This window comes from Citrobacter sp. wls708, from assembly GCF_005281255.1.
GTDB classification, from domain to species: Bacteria; Pseudomonadota; Gammaproteobacteria; order Enterobacterales; family Enterobacteriaceae; genus Citrobacter; species Citrobacter werkmanii.
Genome location: NZ_SZXE01000015.1, coordinates 307144 through 326142 on the forward strand (window position 1 = coordinate 307144; position 18999 = coordinate 326142).

Below are 18999 nucleotides of genomic sequence, written 5' to 3' on the forward strand. Positions count from 1 at the left end.
TTAACGTTTGATAATTTGCTCTGCTTTGAAAAGATTCCACTTTTCATCTACAAAGTTCGTAAATTCTTTATTAAATCTCGAACGAGAAAATCTTTCAGCATTATCTCTGCATGCTTGAGATGTAAAAAGTGAAGAAGCCTTTTCAAACTCGCAAATTGCTGCATGTAATGAAACAACTGTCTGTTGCTTAAAGAAAATACCTGTTGGCCCTTCTGTACCTATTGGACGAACAGTTTCTAACGCACCACCTTTGCCAAATGCGATGACAGGGGTACCGCAAGCTTGAGCCTCAACAGGAATTATTCCAAAGTCCTCTTCTGCTGCAAAAACAAATGCTTTAGCATTCTGCATATGTTCCTTTAAAACAGAAAAAGGCTGGTAACCAAGCAACTTTATATTATCTTTTACCTTACTCTTTATTTTCTTCATCTCTGGCCCATCACCAATAACGACTAGTTTTTTATCTGGCATTTCGCTAAAGGCTTCAACAATAAGATCAATACGCTTATAAGGAACCATACGGGATGCTGTAAAATAATATTCTTCTTTTTTATCTTTTACTTCGAAATTCTCTACGTCAACAGGTGGGTATATTACAGAAGCTTCGCGACCATAAACCTTTTTTATTCTACGCGCAATGTATTGAGAGTTAGCGATAAAGTGATCAACCCCATGCGCGGTACGATAGTCCCAAATTCGTATTTTATGTAAAAACCACTTAGCTAACCAGCCTTTAATTCCTTTATTCAGACCAGACTCTCGAAGATACTGGTGTTGTAAATCCCATGCATATCGGATTGGCGAGTGAACATAACTTATATGCAACTGATCTGGCCCAGAAATAACGCCCTTTGCAACAGAGTGAGCGCTGCTAATGATGATGTTTGCATCAGATAAATCAAGCTGTTCAATAGCCAAAGGCATTAATGGTAAATATTTTTGGTATAATTTTTTTGCTTTTGGCAAATTTTGAATAAATGTAGTTGTTGCATGCTTTCCAAGAAAATTACTCCTTTGTTCATCTGTTAAAAAATCAACAACAGAATATAGTTCAGCCTCAGGGAAAGCATGTAATATTGCAGATGAAACCTGTTCAGAACCTGCATAGCTTAATAGCCATTCATGAACAAGAGATATTTTCGCCTCATTTAGTTTCATTGCATGCCTCTGTAAGTACCATTTCGATCTCATTAACAACGTTTTTCCAACTAAACTTCTTAGCTCGTAAAAGCCCTTCATGGACTAAATGTTCACGCAGTTTCGTATCATTAACTAATTTTGTAATCCCGTCGCTAATAGCACACACCGACACAGGATCTACAAGTATCGCAGCCTCTCCAGCCACCTCAGGTAAGGATGACGTAGTTGAAGTTAATACTGGAACACCACATGCCATCGCCTCCACTACAGGCAATCCAAATCCTTCATATAGGGAAGGAAAAACTAAGCCTAATGAACCTTTATATAACGATGGTAAGTTACTTTCGGAAACAAAACCTAAAAAATTAACACGATCACTTATCCCGTACTGCACTATTAATTTTTCTAAATCACTACTCGGATTACCTGAAAAAACGAGTTTGATTGAAGGGTCTATCTCCGCTTTGGAAAATGCAGATAAAATACGGCTTTCATTTTTATGAGTTTTCCGATTTCCTACACATAACAGATATTCATATCCTAAATCCATAGGCTGAACATCAATATTAAATTCGTCAGATACACCATTATAAACGGTAACAATTTTGTCGGGTTCAACTCCCGACCACTTTGCTATTCTTTCTTTAGAAAAATTTGAAACCGTAAATATTTTATAAGCCTGATGACAGCCCCGTTTGATTATGAATTTATAAAATAGCTTTTTAAAAAAAGACGAGTTATCATTCAAATCAAGATGATTTAAATCATGTATTGTAACTATAAATTTTTTTGAACAAAAAAGTGGTGGTATATAGCCAGGAAGTAAAATCAAATCAACTTTTCCCTGAAAAAGGATATTTACAGCAAGTCCAAGTGGGGCAAAAGGAGAAGCACATTTTTTATATATTTTTGCACATGATATTCCAGTCAATAACTTCGAGATCTCGTCTGTGAAACGACCAATCCCCCCCATGTTAGACCAACTAATATCCATCAGTATTTTTTTATTATTCATTAAATTGTACACCGCCTATTAGACAAGTTCAAAAAAGGCATTAAAGCTAAAATTGTCCAATAATATATTGAAAAAGTTGATGACGAAGGTGCAGAACTCAATGCTGCACTAATGAAGAAAGTTATCCCAAGCAGAAAATATACTCTAAAATGCGCATAACTACGATGAGTATCATATCTTCTGTCTAAAGAAAATGAAGCATAAAACTGACTTGCCATATAAAAAATATTAATAATTAAGCCAACAATTCCAGTTTCTAGTGCCATCCAGAAGAAATAGTTATCCGTATTTAATCTGTTATCTTTAACGGAAAGCATGTTTCCTGAACCTTGTGTACCTAAACCTATACCAGATGGGTGCTCTGAAAGATAACTTAAGGAATTCATTGCCATATCTATTCGTCCCTGCGTAGACCCACGTGATGTCTGCGATGAGTCTGTAAATCTGCCAACTAACGTATCTATATACTTATCAAAAATATTTGTAGATACCATTAAGATAGGAATGATTATTAAAAATAATGTAATACCACTTAGTAGCATTTTTCGGTTTGAAATCATGTAAAAAGCATAGATGATAACTGCAATAAGGATTGCCCCTCGGGTCAAAGTCATACAGATTGCAGTAAAAATAACCAAACTAGCAATCAACATCCATGCCCTTTTATATCCTTGCGAAAAGCACTCCATGCATAGTAGAACACCTAATGCCAACATATACCCGAAATTAAGAGCATCACTGAAACCACCAGTTGCTCTAATCATCCCATCATAGCTGTTAATTAAGTTTAACTGGTCTCCCGCATAGTGTTCATCATAACCAAGCAGTTTAATAAGTTCACCTTTCATTAATACATCAATGATAGCTATCACTGCTACAGTAAGCATTAACAAAATAATATAATGAACCACTTTCTCAACGTTTAAAGATTCAGAATAGCAAACTTTTAAAATTGCTAATGCAATGAAAACGGCAGGGAACAAAATATAACTTCGCCCTCCCATAATGGCTTGAACTTTGTCAGATGAAAATATAGTTAATGCTATTACCCATAAAACTAGTGCCCCCCATGCAAAAATAGTAAAAATAAGGGAAAAGTGAATTTTCTTCCTCTCAGTGAAAAAACGCATCAGCACCAACACTACAAAAAGTGCATTCAGTACATCCCTAAGAATTGCTCCGGGAGGAAATGGTAATACACCAACCATCCACGAGCTAATGTATGGAGAGAATAAGTTGACACTTAATATCGCAGCATAGAATATATTCATATAACTACTATTTTTAATTTAGAGAGTTTAAATACCAAGACGCGGAGTGCCGCCATTTTTGCTACGAATATATTTAATCAACGCATCATAACCTTTTCGTTTTAATACATATCCCAAAATAGCATGAATATAAAACAACTTTTCATTAGCAAAACCGATTTTTCGGAAATCATTAATCATTTTTAAATATGTAGTTAATGGTAAATCAAGTTGATCTCGAATGTAAGGATAAAAATAGTTTGCTAAATCCCTTTTAATACCAGCATAGACACCATTAATTTTTGTTGTATTTTCTATATGTTTTGCTATGAGGAGAAGTCCTTCAACCATATGTATCCGCCCCTCAGGTTTATAACCACCTGGGGTGAAAATACCTTTTTCAGTTCCTGCATTACCAAAATCAGGAGCTTCTGTATCTCTTGACAAAGTAATTACATCACTAAAATAGTATCCTTGACCTTCAGCCATAAGCATTCCAGCCAGATACATTTGATAATATAATCGGCCATCAAAAATATCACAGGATAATCTATTTGCTTTCTCGGCATTCACTATAAAACCAGAAATAACACCAACTCTACGGAAGAAAAATTTAATAGCATCTATGCCTGGTTGGAATAATGTATCCTCAGTTAAATGGCGAACGGTATCGCATAATTCATTTGGATTTTCTTTAAACCAACCATACGCCCGCGTTGCCAATACAATATCAGGATTTGCCTTCAAGACAGTAACGATCTTAGATAAAGCTCCATCAGCTAACAGATCATCATTGCCCATGATCATGCAATATTTGCCAGTAGCAGAACTAATGCAATTTTTTAAATTTCTATCATACCCTAAATTGTCTTTGTTCAGATTAATATTAAGGTTAGCTTTATTGTTTTTTATCTTATATTTTTCAATAATAGACTTTATTTCATCTCTTTGTGGAGATTTGTCTTCACAAATAATAACTTCGAAGTCTGTATTATTAGTAGCATAGTCTTGATTGTATATGCTATCCAATAAGGGCTCTAAAAATTCTGCACGGTTATAGGAAGGTATGCAAATACTGATAAAAACATTCATTTTAAAAAACCTTTAATACTTTGGCAGGAACTCCACCAATTAAACATGGCTTATCAACTTTCAAATCTTTGACTACTGCATTAGCTGCAATTACACAACCACCACAAATTTCACTGCCAGCTAAAATTACTGCATTATCTCCAATCCAACAACAGCTCCCAATTTTAATAGGAGCAATATCACCTAACATTTTATTAGCTGGTGGTGCTAGTCCCGAACAGCCAGTTTTATAGCTACCATGGCTATGATCTCCTATGTAGACTTTGCTTCCTATTAATATGTCATTTTCTAAAATTAAAGACGATACACAAGAAATATGAACGTTGTCACTTGCACATAAACGCTCACCTATATGTAAGCAAGGTTCAAATTTTTCACCAGCGTAATCATATACAGCTTCAATCCAGCAGTTATCACCAATACGCATACTACCCCATTTGGGCCACCCATTATTTTTTTTGATGTAAGGTCTAACTTTAAATTTAAAATTTCTTCCAACCATTTCGAAATCGTATCCAGTAAGCATAGTAAAAAACTTTGCTTTAAGTTTCCGCCTAACTTTGCTCAACAACGATATAATATGAAATAATTGTAATCTTACACTATAGCCAAACATTAAATAGTCCTATAGCTAGTCGCATAGTTTAATTAATAGAAATTGAAGAGTCACTCATTGACTTTACATCAATTTATCTATCTGTAGCTGGTTGAGATTTATAAGACTCAAACCACACAGCCTCTCATTTTGAAAACTATACAATTGTATATTTATCACAGATATTGGATTCACCATAATAAATTATTAGGAGTATTTTTCATTTTTGCATTAAAACCATTTTTATAATCAATTTTATTTTTCTAAGTAATGGCACCATGTTAGGATACTTGTAGAAAAATCTTAGCCCATATTTATAAGGAGCCAGATCAATAAATGCACTATCGCAATCTTTTAAATAATTTTTTGTATCGAAGTTCTTAGTTTTATCTTCATCACCTATAAAGTTAAGTAGAAAGAAGCATGCCGATGTTCGAATTTTCTTACTTACACTGTTTTTTCTAGGATAAAATATATCAAAGATCGTCGCAAGATTATAGGAAAATACCTTGTATAGATGATACCCTCCAGAATTATCCGCTTCAGCCACAATTATATTATTGTGTATAACAGCAAAATCAGCTCCATGTTTAAGTAATGATAATTGCCATGTTAAATGCATGAGATATTTTCCAGAGATTCGAGGACTGAAAATGCTAACATCCCTAATAAGTTTATCAGTTCTCTTGCATATCATCCCAGAAATAAAAGTAAACATAATTTTTACATCTGAAATAAAATCCACATCATTTGAGTAAAATGATACCCTTGTGTCAATATCATGTCTCAATGCCGTCTTTGCTGCTGAACCTACATGAATCATATCTAACGACGGATGAGACTTTATTATCGACAAAACTTTAGAAACCCCCCCCTTAACAATTAGATCATCGTCTCCAATCATCCAAAGATATTTTCCATTTGATAACTCGAAACATTTTTTGAAATTACCATCCATTCCTAAGTTTTTTTGATTAAGATGATAAGTACAGTTTTTTATTTTGTCCGAGTAACTCTTGGCTATTGTTGCTGTTTCATCTACTGATGCATTATCACAAATGATAACTTCAAGTTCGTCACAGCAATAGTTATCCTGTTGAATTATGCTATCAAGCAAACGAGCTAAGCATGAAGAACGGTTATATGTTGGAATTGCAATAGTCAGAAGAGGTCTATTACTCATAAGTACTCTTAAATTTTCTAAATATCATATAAGTTTGTGGAATAAAATATCCCCATGTCAACACTGCAAACATTAACATGTAGAACCCAGAATATCCTGAATACGCTATAAACCACATTGTAGTTATAGTCAGTAGTGCCATAATGCATGACGCCAATGTCATTTTTTCAGTTTTATGGGCCCTTATATAGGTCGCACCGCAGGCTACAAGGTGGTTGCCAATAATTGCTACAGATAGAAAGAAGAAATCCTGTAATTCAAGGAATCTCTCTACAATGTTTGAACCAGATAATTTCAATAGCCATAGAGAAATGTACACACCAGCTAAACCAGCAAGAACAAAAAGGGTGGATTGCATTACTGCATTTTTAAAAGATTTACTCAGTTCTGCCTGCTGCTTGCTGGAAACCATTACTCCCCATCTTGGATATTTAGTAGATATCCAAGCCAAGCCTGTAGCCATCACCATATTGCATAATGTTAAAGACATCCCCAGTTGCCCTGCATAGGCGGCCCCAAAATACTTAAATGCAATTGGAGTCATTGCAAAATAGATAAAATACCCAGATATCCAACTCAGGGCAATTCGCCATTGCATAGGAAATATCTCATGCCTCCATGAAATCCCCTCCAAAATACATTCACTTTTACGCTTAAAAGATTGAATGAAAATATTTTTAAAATGCTTATATGAAAAGATAGAGAATATAATAGTACCAGCGAGAGCTATTGCAGAAGTAGCATACAGTCCAAAACCACAAACTAGAAAGCTTACAGCCAATATACCAGCTAACAGAGATTGGTACATTCTCATTTTATTTACATCGGCAACTAAACCAGTACCCTCAGCGACAGAAATAACTGAAACAAGAAAAATATTCAAAGCTGTTGCTATTGTTAATAATAGCCATGCCCCCTGCCAATGCACTCCCAAGTCATTTTCTTGCGTAAAAAATATATAACCAACGGGCCCTACTACTAATAGTATTAACAATGCTATTGCTGCATACCATTTTATTGCCAACTGAAATAGTGAGAGATAGCGTTTTTTATTTAAACTTTCGCCAATAATATTTTTTTCAGAAAAATCATATTTTAGACCTGACATTTCATGACTAGCGAATTGTATTATTACCGTTGACAATCCCAATTCAAAAATTATTTGCAATGCCACTACTGAATTAAATGTATAATAGTAGCCCTGTGTATCTTTAGATAAATAGTGCGATATCAGCAGTATCAGCAACAGTCCTGTTAAAACAGATATTACTTTACCAAAAATGACATAGCGAATTGCTTTATCTACACCCAATATTCTGATAATACGATTCATTGACCTTTCGTTCTCAACATTTTTTTCATACCATCATAAAGGGAAAAATCGGCACTCCATCCCAATCGATTCAAAAAAGAAGTATCTGCGTGAGACTCCATAATTTCATCATTACGCATCGTAATTGCTCCATAATTTATCTTGCTAATGCTATTTAGTTCTTTTTTTATTATCTCAAACACTTCTTTTAATTCAACCGATCGTCCAGTACCTACTTCAACATCATAATGCCCGGGATTAAATCCTTCTTTTAGAATTTTCAAATATGCCGAAACAACGTCATCTATATAAATGAAATCTCTTTTTTGCTTCGCGATTGTACAATCAATATCTTCGTTATTCTTCATTTTATTAATAATATAAGGAATCAGCTTACCTGCTTTGTCCTCTTCACCATATACATGTTCCAAGCGTAGGTTTATAAAACAAACGTCCGGATTTTCCTCTACATATATTTTAGAAAGTTCAATAAAGTGTCTTTTAGATGCCATATATGACCGCATATATCCATACTGCCTCTCATACTTTCCAAAAAAAGAGTCAGTGGAAATGAAAAATTTAGATTTTAGCGTTGGCAGTAGTTCAAGCAACCTTGTAGGCAACAGTACATTACATTTATATTGTTCCAATATAGATGTTCCATCCCGACCATAATCTGTTGCAATGTGTATTATTGCATAAATATTTTCAGGAAATTCACTTTTTTTTTCTATATCAGATATATTTACCCATTTAATCAAGGCATTAACAATCGTTGGCTCCGTAGTAGGACGCTTTAATGCAATAATGCTATAACCTTCCTTTATTAGACTCAGTAGCAGATGGGTACCTACAAAGCTAGTAGCACCTGTCATTAAGATTTTCTTATTCACATTAAGCGCCCTATATTAATAATTAGAAATTCAAACCAAAGAATTCTTCAAACTTATTAACCACATAATCTAAGTGTTCATTAGTCAGTCCTGGATAAATACCAATCCAGAAGGTTTGATTCATTATGCGGTCTGTATTTGTTAATTCACCCACTACTCGATACTTCACATTCGCGAAATACGGTTGACGAGTCAGATTACCTGCGAATAACAGACGGGTACCGATTTTGGCTTCATCAAGAAACTTCACTAAATCGATACGTTCAACACCGCTAGTTTCTTTAAGTGTTATAGGGAAACCGAACCAGGAGGGGTCAGATTTCGCTGTGGCTTCCGGCAACTCAAGAAACTCAGCACAGGATTGTAAACCTTGCTTAAGATATACAAAGTTCTCTTTGCGCTTTTGCACAAACTCTTCAACGCGCTCTAGCTGTGCCAGGCCACATGCAGCCTGCATATCCGTAATCTTCAGGTTATAACCCAAATGAGAATAGGTGTATTTGTGATCGTATCCGAACGGCAGAGAACCAAGTTGCTGACCAAAACGTTTCCCGCAGGTATTATCACAACCTGGCGCGCAGTAACAATCACGCCCCCAGTCGCGGAAAGACTCAATCAATTTCTTTAACTCACCCGATTTAGTGAAGACAGCCCCCCCCTCTCCCATCGTGATATGGTGGGCCGGATAGAAACTCACAGTCCCAATATCACCGAATGTACCTACCATCTGGCCATCATACGTCGAGCCAAGTGCATCACAGCAATCTTCGATTAACCAAAGATTATACTTATCTGCAATACGGCGAACTTCAGTTAAATCAAACGTGTTACCCAATGTGTGCGCGATCATAATCGCTTTTGATTTTTCACTAACAGCGGCTTCAATAAGAGAAGCATCAACATTATAAGTTGGGATATCTACATCAACAAAAACTGGAATCAATCCGTTCTGGATTGCTGGGTTAACAGTTGTGGGAAATCCTGCTGCGACAGTAATAACTTCATCACCTGGCTTCAGTGCACGGTTGCCTAATTTTGGTGAGGTCAATGCAGTTAACGCTAACAAGTTTGCTGACGAGCCTGAAGTGGTTGTTAATACGTGAGGCACGCCAATAAACTCACCGAGTTTCTTTTCGAAAGCATCATTAAAACGCCCCGTGGTAAGCCATCCATCTAAAGATGCTTCAACCATCAGCTGCAATTCTTTGGCGCCGATGACCTTTCCTGAAGGTGGTACAACACTCACACCTGCATTAAAAGGTTTTGGGCTTAACGCCTCATCGGCATACTCGGCAACGAGTTTGGAAATTTGTTCACGCAGGTTTTTTGCTGTCATTGCTATAATTCCTGTACTTATCTATTTTAGCTAAAAGTAGTAGTGGTCATGTAATCATGAATTTCACGTTTCGAATATTCCAGCATATCCGAGCCGTTTATCCATGCTTTGTGCCATTTAACAATACGACCAAGTGTTTCAACTAGCGCCCATCGAGGGTGCCAACCTAATTGCATATGCGCTTTTGAGCAGTCCAGTTTGAGATAGTGTGCCTCATGTGGATGATCCTCGCCATCCAACAACCAACTCGCCCCCTCTCCCCACAACGTAACCATCTTATCGACAATAAACTCAACCGTTTTAGCATCCTCTTCACGAGGGCCAAAATTCCAACCTTCTGAGTATTTCACACCGTCAGTGTAGAGTTTTTGTGCAACCACGATATATCCTGAAAGTGGTTCAAGTACGTGTTGCCATGGCCGGATGGAGTGAGGGTTACGAATAACAACCTGCTGGTCATTCTCAAAAGAACGCAAAATATCGGGAATCAGACGATCTTCCGCCCAATCACCACCACCAATAACGTTTCCTGCTCTAACTGAAGCAAGGCCAACACCATGGTGAGCATAATTTTGAGGATTAAAAAACGAACGACGAAATGCAGAAGCAACTAATTCAGCACATCCTTTGCTATTAGAGTATGGATCATAGCCGCCCATAGCTTCGTTTTCGCGGTAACCCCAAACCCATTCACGATTTTCATAGCATTTATCGCTGGTGATATTAACTACAGCCTTTATGCCACCAACTTGTTTTACCGCTTCAAGTAAATGCACTGTACCCATGACATTCGTTGAATAAGTTTCAATAGGCTCTTTGTAAGACAGTCTGACAAGAGGTTGTGCTGCCATATGGAAAATAATTTCTGGCTTAAAAGATGCTATTGAGCCACGTAATTTTTCAAAATCACGAATATCACCTATTTCCGACTCCATCAGCGAACTGATATTGGCAATGTCAAATAAACTTGGGGTTGTGGGGGCATCAAGGGAATACCCTTTTAGCGTTGCGCCCATTTCACTTAGCCAAAGAGAAAGCCACCCCCCCTTAAACCCCGTATGACCGGTAATAAATACACGCTTGCCCTGCCAGAAGCTCTTATCAATCATGATATCACTCCCACGTTTTCCAAGGGGCAGTCCCTTTTTCCCATAGACCTTCAAGATACGTTTTATCACGCAGCGTGTCCATCGGCTGCCAGAATCCTGCATGCTCATAGGCCATGAGTTCACCCTGTTTCGCCAATGTCATCAACGGCTCTTGTTCCCAGGTAGTCGCATCATTTTCAATGAGATCAATTACCGAAGGATTCAGCACAAAGAAGCCACCGTTAATCATTGCACCATCGCCTTTCGGTTTTTCCTGAAATGATTGAACCTGGCCACCACGGATATCCAGCGCACCAAAACGTCCCGGAGGAAAAGTCGCCGTCAGGGTCGCTTTTTTACCATGTGCTTTATGAAAATCAATTGTCGCTCGGATATTAATATCAGCAACACCATCGCCATAGGTAAACAGGAAGGCTTCATCATCTTTTACATATTCGGCTACGCGCTTCAAACGTCCGCCAGTCATAGAAGAATCACCTGTATCAACCAAAGTTACGTTCCATGGTTCTACACGCTTGTGATGAACTTCCATTCGATTCTCTGCCATATGGAATGTTACATCAGACATATGCAGGAAATAGTTTGCAAAATATTCTTTGATTACATACCCTTTATACCCACAGCAGATAATAAAATCTTTAATGCCGTGGGCAGAGTACATTTTCATAATATGCCAAAGTATCGGTTTACCACCAATTTCAACCATTGGCTTTGGTTTTACTATTGTTTCTTCACTTAATCTGGTACCAAGCCCACCAGCCAAAATCACCGCTTTCATACCTAATCCTCTATTTTATTTAGATGCGGTAAAAGCATCACAATAGAAATTATCAACTGACATTTTTTTAGAAATAAAATCTTTTTTGCATGCTTCGATCATGATCGGTGAGCCACAAGCATAAATGTCAAATGGCTCCAGCGAATCAAAATCTTCTATTACTGCATGGTGAACAAAACCTTTTCGCCCACCCCATGTTGGATCATCACCAGACACCACCGGAACAAAATGAATTTGTTCAAATTTTTCATCTAGTTCTTGCGGTAGTGCAGAATAAAAATCTTTGGCTAAAGTCATACCCCAATAGATATAGATCTCGCGAGATGATGTTTTTTTCACCAAGTGCTCAACCATGGCTTTAACCGGGGCAAATCCAGTCCCCCCCGCGATAAAAATAATAGGACGGTCACTTTCTCTGATAAAAAAAGTTCCACATGGGCCTTCGATACGCATCAGAGTGTTAACTTGTAGTTCACTGAAAATCAATGAGCTCATTTGACCATTGGCAACATTTCTGATGTGCAACTCAATCCCATCAGCTTCATTGCTATTCGCAATAGAATAGCTACGCGTTACGCCCTCATGCTGCAGGTTAATAAATTGGCCCGGAAGAAAGTCCATTTTTGCAGTCGGTGGTAAACGAAGAGTTAACTTCATGACGTCCGCAGAGACAAGCTCAATACTATTTACTTTGCAAGGCACAATCTTTTTTACCTGTCCTTGCAATTCAGGATAGTACAAGGCCTGTAATTGCAGGTTACTCTTGGGCTTACAATTGCACGTCAGGATTTTATCACCTTGACCATATACTCTACCCTGAGGATCTGTTGCCTCTCCGGCGAGAAGTGTCGATTCACAAACTCCGCAATCCCCATTTTTACAACTGTGTTCCAGATGTATACCCGCAGCCAGTGCCGAATCAAGGATTGATGAGTCCTCTGCTCCAGAGAATTCGATATCTGATGGAAAAATTTTGATTAGATGTGACACAGTAATTATTTACTCAAATAAGGAAGCTTGTTTTAACAGCGGAGCAACCGCATCTTTTACTGAAAGTTCAGGCTGCTGTGTTATCGGCCATTCGATACCAATTGCGTCATCACTCCACAATATACTGCCTTCAGCAGATGGCGCATAATAATTAGTTGCTTTATAAAGAAACTCGGCAGTTTCGCTAAGAGTGACGAAACCATGTGCAAAACCTTCAGGAATCCACAATTGCTTTTTATTTTCTGCTGACAGATGTACGCCGACCCACTTTCCGAATGTTGGTGAACTGGTGCGGATATCGACTGCGACATCAAATACTTCACCCAGAGTACAGCGCACTAATTTACCTTGTGCATGCTCTCCTTTTTGAAAATGCAGACCTCTCAGTACTCCTTTGCGAGATTTCGAGTGATTATCTTGCACAAAAGATATTTTACGGCCAACTGCTTCCTCAAAAATTCTGTGGTTAAAACTTTCGAAAAAGAATCCCCGTTCATCGCCAAATACTTTCGGCTCAAAAATTAAAACGTCTGGAATTGCTGTTTTAATAACATTCATTTATTAGAAACCTTTAATCATTCTTTTAAGGTATTTGCCATAATCATTCTTTGACAAGGGTTCTGCAAGTTTTGCAACCTGTGCAGCATCAATGAATCCTTTACGATAAGCGATTTCTTCCGGACAGGAGACCTTCAGACCCTGGCGTTCTTCGATAGTGGCAATAAAGTTACTGGCTTCGATTAGGCTTTGATGGGTACCTGTATCAAGCCACGCATAGCCACGTCCCATCATTGCAACAGATAACCTTCCCTGTTCCATATAAATTTGGTTAATGTCGGTAATTTCCAGTTCGCCACGTGCTGAAGGTTTTAAGTTCTTTGCCATTTCAACAACAGCGTTGTCATAGAAATATAACCCTGTCACCGCATAATTACTTTTCGGCTCGAGTGGTTTTTCTTCAAGGCTAACTGCTGTACCACTTTTATCGAACTCAACTACACCGTAACGTTCAGGATCGTTAACATGATAGGCAAATACGGTTGCGCCGCTTTCTTGATTAACAGCTGTATCCATTAATTTAGGCAGGTCATGACCGTAAAAAATGTTGTCGCCAAGCACCAGAGCACAATCATCATTACCGATAAACTCTTCACCAATAATAAATGCCTGGGCCAGGCCATCCGGCGTCGGTTGTACTTTATACTGTATATTTAGTCCCCACTGGCTGCCGTCACCCAGTAACTGTTCAAATCGCGGGGTATCCTGTGGGGTACTAATAATCAAAATGTCACGAATACCTGCCAGCATCAGCGTGGAAAGCGGGTAATAGATCATTGGCTTATCATAGATCGGCAGCAGTTGCTTGCTAACAGCCATAGTGACTGGGTAAAGACGAGTTCCTGAACCACCAGCTAAAATAATCCCTTTACGCGTTTTCATTTCATCATCTCTTTGTGTACAAAATGTCCGTTAACGGGCGTTAAAAAGGTTCAAATCGCCGTTGTCGTGAACAATTCAGTCAGCATACGTTTTACACCCACGTCCCACTGAGGTAATACCAGATCAAAGTTATTCTGGAATTTTTCAGTGTTCAGGCGAGAATTTTCTGGACGGCGTGCGGATGTAGGATAAGCACTGGTCGGCACCGCATTTAACTGGGTTAATGCCAGTTTAATTCCTGCCTTACGGGCTTCCTCAAATACCAGCGCTGCATAGTCATGCCAGGTCGTAGTACCACCTGCAACCAAGTGGTAGAGTCCAGCCACCTCGGGTTTGTTCATCGCAACGCGGATAGCATGTGCCGTACAGTCAGCAAGAAGTTCCGCCCCGGTTGGCGCACCGAACTGGTCGTTAATCACCGAAAGCTCTGCGCGCTCTTTTGCCAGTTTCAGCATCGTTTTCGCAAAATTATTGCCTTTACCGGCATACACCCAGCTGGTTCTGAAAATCAGATGGTTGGCACAGTGCGTTTGTAGTACTTTTTCACCCGCCAGTTTCGTTTCACCGTAGACATTAAGCGGCGCTGTAGCATCTGTTTCTCGCCATGGTGTTTCGCCGGTACCAGGAAAAACGTAGTCCGTGGAGTAATGCACTACCCATGCCCCGATTTCTGCGGCAGCTTTGGCAATTGCCTCCACGCTGGTCGCATTTAGCAATCGCGCAAATTCTATTTCAGACTCGGCCTTATCTACTGCCGTATGGGCAGCTGCGTTGACGATAACGTCAGGCCAGATACGACGGACGGTGTCTGCCACGCCCAGCGGATCGCTGAAGTCACCGCAATAGTCAGTTGAATGTACATCTAACGCAATCAGGTTCCCCAGCGGGGCTAGTGCGCGTTGTAGTTCCCAACCCACCTGCCCTGTTTTACCAAACAGCAGAATATTCATTAGTTGCGTTCTCCGTAATTCTGCTCGATCCACGTCTTGTAGGCGCCGCTTTTCACATTTTCAACCCACTGCGTATTCGACAGATACCACTCAACAGTCTTACGGATCCCGCTCTCGAAGGTTTCCAGCGGCTTCCAGCCCAGTTCATCGCTGATTTTCGCTGCATCAATCGCATAGCGGCGATCGTGCCCAGGCCTATCCGCCACATACGTTATTTGATCGCGGTAAGAACCTTCTTTAGGCACAATCTCATCCAGTAGATCGCAAATAGTATGTACCACGTCCAGGTTTTTCTTCTCGTTATGACCCCCGATATTATAGGTTTCACCTACAATGCCCCTGGTCACAACGGTGTATAACGCTCGGGCATGATCTTCAACATACAACCAGTCGCGAATCTGATCGCCTCTGCCATAAATTGGCAATGCTTTACCCTCAAGTGCATTCAGGATCACCAGCGGAATCAGCTTTTCAGGGAAGTGATACGGGCCGTAGTTGTTGGAACAGTTGGTGACGATTGTCGGAAAACCATAGGTGCGTAACCATGCGCGAACCAGATGATCGCTGGAGGCTTTAGAAGCCGAGTACGGGCTGCTCGGTGCATAGGCCGTATTTTCCGTAAACAACGGCAAAGTGCTACCGGCTTGTACCTCGTCGGGATGTGGCAGGTCGCCGTATACTTCATCCGTGGAGATATGATGGAAACGAAATGCCTGTTTTTTATCTGCATCCAGCCCGTTCCAGTAGCCACGAGCGGCTTCGAGTAATGCATAAGTGCCGACGATATTCGTTTCAATAAAGTCTGCAGGACCAGTAATAGAGCGATCAACATGACTTTCAGCAGCCAGATGCATTACTGCATCTGGTTTATGCGCGGCGAAAATATGTTCCATAGCCGCCTTATCACAAATATCCGCGAGTTCAAAATAATATCGACTATTTTCACTGACTTCAGCAAGGGACTCAAGGTTACCGGCGTAGGTAAGTTTATCGACATTAACAACAGTATCCTGAGTATTTTTAATAATATGACGAACTACTGCAGATCCAATGAAACCCGCCCCACCAGTAACTAGTATTTTCACGTTTTAATTCCGAATATCGTTTATATGAATACTATTAACATGCTGGCACATAATGCGCATCTGGGCATTATGCACGCTACCGCCCCTGGCCTTGCAGCAACCAGAGCACTACTTGAATGATAAAGATGTAACCTGCCCGCCAGCTATCGCAAAGCAGGCAAAATTCAAACGCTAATTGTCTTACCAAATGCTTACAGAAACAAGAAAAAATCCAACAAAAAACAGATTAAAATTAGTAGGTTAACTCGTTGTAATTCTTTATTTTTAATATGAAAAACGACAGTAACACTCCACTGCATAAATCATAGGCGTTGGGGTGTTAGCTGCCGCTATTTTTTCTGGCTTACCGTCACAAAGTCCTGTGAAACTCTACTCGTTAAGTAGCTTTTCGATGCTCTTGCGGAACTTAGCCCCTTCCTTCAGATTACGCAAACCATACTTAACGAACGCCTGCATATAACCCATTTTTTTACCGCAGTCGTAACTGTCGCCCGTCATTAACATGGCATCGACAGACTGTTTTTTCGCCAGTTCTGCAATCGCATCTGTTAACTGAATACGTCCCCACGCGCCAGGTTGTGTATGCTCTAATTCAGCCCAAATATCAGCCGAAAGCACATAGCGCCCTACCGCCATCAGATCGGAATCCAGCGTTTGCGGCTGATCTGGTTTCTCAATGAATTCAACGATACGGCTGACTTTACCTTCGTTGTCCAAAGGCTCTTTGGTCTGAATAACGGAATACTCGGACAGATCGCCATCCATACGCTTAGCCAGCACCTGACTGCGCCCGGTTTCATTAAAACGAGCAACCATGGCAGCCAGATTGTAGCGCAGAGGGTCCGCACTTGCTGTATCCAGAACGACGTCCGGTAATACAACGACGAACGGGTTGTCCCCGATAATTGGGCGAGCACAAAGAATTGAATGACCAAGACCGAGTAATTGCGCCTGGCGAACGTTCATGATAGTCACGCCGGGAGGACAGATAGACTGAACCTCAGCCAGCAACTGGCGCTTGACGCGCTGCTCAAGCAACGATTCGAGTTCATAAGATGTATCGAAGTGGTTTTCTACTGCATTCTTTGACGCATGCGTTACCAGAACGATTTCTTTAATGCCAGCAGCTACAATCTCGTCGACAATGTATTGAATCATCGGCTTGTCTACGATCGGCAGCATCTCTTTAGGGATTGCCTTCGTGGCAGGCAACATGTGCATCCCGAGGCCCGCTACCGGAATAACTGCTTTCAAATTAGTCATTAAGTCATTCACCTATTCAATTGTTGCTGAATTATAGCTTTTTAGCTTGTTTTAGCCAGTATGAATTACATTTCACCGATACAGCGCATGTTACGCCGCTTATCTGCGGAATGCAGTAATCTTAAGCTCAAGTAGGTTCAATTCGAGCCAGGAATGGTCGCAAAGTTACCTCCCCTGTCCCGGTAGTCGGAAATTCACCGCTTCAACATTAACCACCTGATGGTTTATACGGTCAATGTCAACTGAACTTTGCCCGTTTTCGTTTACCGCATGGATATTCGCCAGTGATAGCAAGGTTTCCTGTTTAGCCATAAATTTTCCGCGTACATCCTGGCGCAGATCAAAATGCATCCTTAGCGCAGGTCCCGTCGTGGATTGCTGCATAACCTTGATGTTACGTAAGAAAAGGTGTTGCGGTTGGTTGTGCAACTCCAGCGTGGCGCGCTTCATCGCCACATTAGTGATGGCCACAAATGACGTGGCATTGCCCGAGGATATCTGAATGCCGCGTAATTTGTATTCCAGTTTTGAGTTATCCAGATGAATATTATTTAATTTAAAGTTTTGCGGAATGGATAAATATCGTCCTTTGATGACGCCATAGCCAATGAGCATACCTGCGCTATTCTCCATATTGATATTATCAATAACGAAATTATCACACCCATAAATCGCGACCGTTGCATTATCAATGCCCGCTTTCTTACTGAAATCCGGAGTGATATTTCGCGCGGTAATATTACGAATGACAAAATGTTTGCCGTTCTCCACATGGACTAACTGTCGGCAGTCGGAACCGGTGATGTTCGCCACCACAAAGTTTTTTACCGCCAGTTCCTCGGGATAGCTATTGTCATAAGTACTCCCCGCCAGCCCGATACCGATACCCCAGTTCACATTGCCGTTAGTACAGTTGATACGTTCGATAACATGGTCAGAAATGAGGATATTGCTGTCGTTAATCGCCACATTCCATTCGATAGCGTCCCCTTGTAAATCGCTAAAACGGCTGTTCGTGATCTTTACGCCGTCCATGCGGTTATGAAAGCCCTGACGCAGGATCCCATAGTTAGCGCGCGTGACGGTAATATCATCGATCGTCAGATTGCGCATCAGCCTTGAGGTTTTGCCGCCAATATAGATTTGCGTTACCGGAGCAAAACCACTCATGGCAATCCCTTTTATCACGCAGTCCGACCCCCGCACATCGAGAGTAACGTTCCTCAGGCTACCGCCCTGCTCGCCCATGACCTTGCATCCATCCTGCAGAACAAAGCGCCCACGCCCGTTGCCGCTTATGCGGCCTTGCACCGATAGCGTTTTGCCTGGCGGAATAACAATCGCGGTATTGATATTTTTACATTCCAGCCCTTCGGGTACGACTACCGTTTGCCCTTCCGTGAATGCCTGCCTGAAAGATGCGACCCAATCCTTTGGGTTGTAATCCTGAATATTGACGCTGCCAGATGATTCAAGCGCCCGACCAACGGGAGAGTGCAGCACGACAAGCGCAGAGCTTGCCGTCAGAAAACTACGACGTGAGAGTTTTTTCTCTGACATACAACCTC

Annotated in this window: 18 protein-coding genes; all 18 read right to left on the bottom strand. The window is 40.3% G+C overall.

Annotated elements, in window-relative coordinates:
- The 18 genes from FDW97_RS06790 to wcaM all read right to left on the bottom strand — a co-directional run bounded on the left by FDW97_RS06790 (position 1) and on the right by wcaM (position 18991).
- A complete protein-coding gene (locus tag FDW97_RS06790) occupies positions 1 to 1158 on the bottom strand; it encodes a glycosyltransferase family 4 protein (RefSeq protein ID WP_085047947.1) in 1158 nt (385 codons plus the stop codon).
- Entirely contained in the window at positions 1145 to 2155 is a 1011-nt protein-coding gene (locus tag FDW97_RS06795) for a glycosyltransferase family 1 protein (RefSeq protein WP_085047946.1), read from the bottom strand. Before FDW97_RS06795 ends, FDW97_RS06790 begins: the two co-directional genes overlap by 14 nt.
- Positions 2155 to 3426, bottom strand: coding sequence for an O-antigen ligase (locus FDW97_RS06800; protein ID WP_286517108.1), 1272 nt, complete (start codon positions 3424 to 3426; stop codon positions 2155 to 2157). The genes FDW97_RS06795 and FDW97_RS06800 overlap by 1 nt, the downstream gene beginning before the upstream one ends.
- A gap of 27 nt (positions 3427 to 3453) precedes the next feature.
- Positions 3454 to 4497, bottom strand: a complete 1044-nt coding sequence (locus FDW97_RS06805) for a glycosyltransferase family A protein (protein ID WP_085047945.1) — start codon at positions 4495 to 4497, stop codon at positions 3454 to 3456.
- Position 4498: 1 nt separating this feature from the next.
- Complete coding sequence (locus FDW97_RS06810) at positions 4499 to 5113, bottom strand: transferase (RefSeq protein WP_085047944.1); 615 nt, start codon at positions 5111 to 5113, stop codon at positions 4499 to 4501.
- 199 nt (positions 5114 to 5312) lie between these two features.
- Positions 5313 to 6275 carry a glycosyltransferase family 2 protein gene (locus tag FDW97_RS06815; RefSeq protein WP_085047943.1) on the bottom strand — a complete coding sequence of 321 codons (963 nt, stop codon included), beginning with the start codon at positions 6273 to 6275 and terminating at the stop codon, positions 5313 to 5315.
- Complete coding sequence (locus FDW97_RS06820) at positions 6268 to 7608, bottom strand: hypothetical protein (RefSeq protein ID WP_085047942.1); 1341 nt, start codon at positions 7606 to 7608, stop codon at positions 6268 to 6270. Before FDW97_RS06820 ends, FDW97_RS06815 begins: the two co-directional genes overlap by 8 nt.
- Positions 7605 to 8462 (bottom strand): CDP-abequose synthase, encoded by an 858-nt coding sequence (rfbJ, locus tag FDW97_RS06825; protein WP_085047941.1) that lies wholly within the window; start codon positions 8460 to 8462, stop codon positions 7605 to 7607. Before rfbJ ends, FDW97_RS06820 begins: the two co-directional genes overlap by 4 nt.
- 40 nt (positions 8463 to 8502) lie before the next feature.
- Entirely contained in the window at positions 8503 to 9816 is a 1314-nt protein-coding gene (gene rfbH / locus FDW97_RS06830; RefSeq protein ID WP_085047940.1) for a lipopolysaccharide biosynthesis protein RfbH, read from the bottom strand.
- 26 nt (positions 9817 to 9842) lie between these two features.
- Complete coding sequence (gene rfbG, locus FDW97_RS06835) at positions 9843 to 10925, bottom strand: CDP-glucose 4,6-dehydratase (protein ID WP_137350804.1); 1083 nt, start codon at positions 10923 to 10925, stop codon at positions 9843 to 9845.
- 4 nt (positions 10926 to 10929) lie between these two features.
- Positions 10930 to 11703, bottom strand: coding sequence for a glucose-1-phosphate cytidylyltransferase (gene rfbF, locus FDW97_RS06840; RefSeq protein WP_085047938.1), 774 nt, complete (start codon positions 11701 to 11703; stop codon positions 10930 to 10932).
- A gap of 15 nt (positions 11704 to 11718) precedes the next feature.
- Positions 11719 to 12693: an FAD-binding oxidoreductase gene (locus FDW97_RS06845; RefSeq protein ID WP_137350805.1), complete on the bottom strand. Its 975-nt coding sequence runs from the start codon at positions 12691 to 12693 to the stop codon at positions 11719 to 11721.
- 9 nt (positions 12694 to 12702) lie between these two features.
- Positions 12703 to 13251: a dTDP-4-dehydrorhamnose 3,5-epimerase gene (rfbC, locus tag FDW97_RS06850; protein ID WP_085047936.1), complete on the bottom strand. Its 549-nt coding sequence runs from the start codon at positions 13249 to 13251 to the stop codon at positions 12703 to 12705.
- Between the two features lie 3 nt (positions 13252 to 13254).
- Positions 13255 to 14133 carry a glucose-1-phosphate thymidylyltransferase RfbA gene (gene rfbA, locus FDW97_RS06855; RefSeq protein ID WP_085047935.1) on the bottom strand — a complete coding sequence of 293 codons (879 nt, stop codon included), beginning with the start codon at positions 14131 to 14133 and terminating at the stop codon, positions 13255 to 13257.
- Between the two features lie 50 nt (positions 14134 to 14183).
- Positions 14184 to 15083: a dTDP-4-dehydrorhamnose reductase gene (gene rfbD / locus FDW97_RS06860; protein WP_085047934.1), complete on the bottom strand. Its 900-nt coding sequence runs from the start codon at positions 15081 to 15083 to the stop codon at positions 14184 to 14186.
- Entirely contained in the window at positions 15083 to 16168 is a 1086-nt protein-coding gene (gene rfbB, locus FDW97_RS06865; RefSeq protein WP_137350806.1) for a dTDP-glucose 4,6-dehydratase, read from the bottom strand. The genes rfbD and rfbB overlap by 1 nt, the downstream gene beginning before the upstream one ends.
- A gap of 369 nt (positions 16169 to 16537) precedes the next feature.
- Positions 16538 to 17431, bottom strand: coding sequence for a UTP--glucose-1-phosphate uridylyltransferase GalF (gene galF, locus FDW97_RS06870; protein WP_085047932.1), 894 nt, complete (start codon positions 17429 to 17431; stop codon positions 16538 to 16540).
- A gap of 165 nt (positions 17432 to 17596) precedes the next feature.
- On the bottom strand, positions 17597 to 18991 hold the full coding sequence (wcaM, locus tag FDW97_RS06875) for a colanic acid biosynthesis protein WcaM (protein ID WP_137350807.1): 1395 nt from the start codon (positions 18989 to 18991) through the stop codon (positions 17597 to 17599).
- Between the last annotated feature and the right edge of the window lie 8 nt (positions 18992 to 18999).

Coding starts and splice junctions, on each gene's coding strand:
- rfbF (WP_085047938.1), bottom strand. CDS start 11,703: ATGAAAGCGGTGATTTTGGCTGGTGGGCTTGGTACCAGATTAAGTGAA.
- FDW97_RS06790 (WP_085047947.1), bottom strand. CDS start 1,158: ATGAAACTAAATGAGGCGAAAATATCTCTTGTTCATGAATGGCTATTA.
- rfbH (WP_085047940.1), bottom strand. CDS start 9,816: ATGACAGCAAAAAACCTGCGTGAACAAATTTCCAAACTCGTTGCCGAG.
- FDW97_RS06820 (WP_085047942.1), bottom strand. CDS start 7,608: ATGAATCGTATTATCAGAATATTGGGTGTAGATAAAGCAATTCGCTAT.
- FDW97_RS06810 (WP_085047944.1), bottom strand. CDS start 5,113: ATGTTTGGCTATAGTGTAAGATTACAATTATTTCATATTATATCGTTG.
- galF (WP_085047932.1), bottom strand. CDS start 17,431: ATGACTAATTTGAAAGCAGTTATTCCGGTAGCGGGCCTCGGGATGCAC.
- FDW97_RS06805 (WP_085047945.1), bottom strand. CDS start 4,497: ATGAATGTTTTTATCAGTATTTGCATACCTTCCTATAACCGTGCAGAA.
- rfbG (WP_137350804.1), bottom strand. CDS start 10,925: ATGATTGATAAGAGCTTCTGGCAGGGCAAGCGTGTATTTATTACCGGT.
- rfbJ (WP_085047941.1), bottom strand. CDS start 8,462: ATGACAGGTGCTACTAGCTTTGTAGGTACCCATCTGCTACTGAGTCTA.
- wcaM (WP_137350807.1), bottom strand. CDS start 18,991: ATGTCAGAGAAAAAACTCTCACGTCGTAGTTTTCTGACGGCAAGCTCT.
- rfbD (WP_085047934.1), bottom strand. CDS start 15,083: ATGAATATTCTGCTGTTTGGTAAAACAGGGCAGGTGGGTTGGGAACTA.
- FDW97_RS06815 (WP_085047943.1), bottom strand. CDS start 6,275: ATGAGTAATAGACCTCTTCTGACTATTGCAATTCCAACATATAACCGT.
- FDW97_RS06800 (WP_286517108.1), bottom strand. CDS start 3,426: ATGAATATATTCTATGCTGCGATATTAAGTGTCAACTTATTCTCTCCA.
- rfbC (WP_085047936.1), bottom strand. CDS start 13,251: ATGAATGTTATTAAAACAGCAATTCCAGACGTTTTAATTTTTGAGCCG.
- FDW97_RS06795 (WP_085047946.1), bottom strand. CDS start 2,155: ATGAATAATAAAAAAATACTGATGGATATTAGTTGGTCTAACATGGGG.
- rfbA (WP_085047935.1), bottom strand. CDS start 14,133: ATGAAAACGCGTAAAGGGATTATTTTAGCTGGTGGTTCAGGAACTCGT.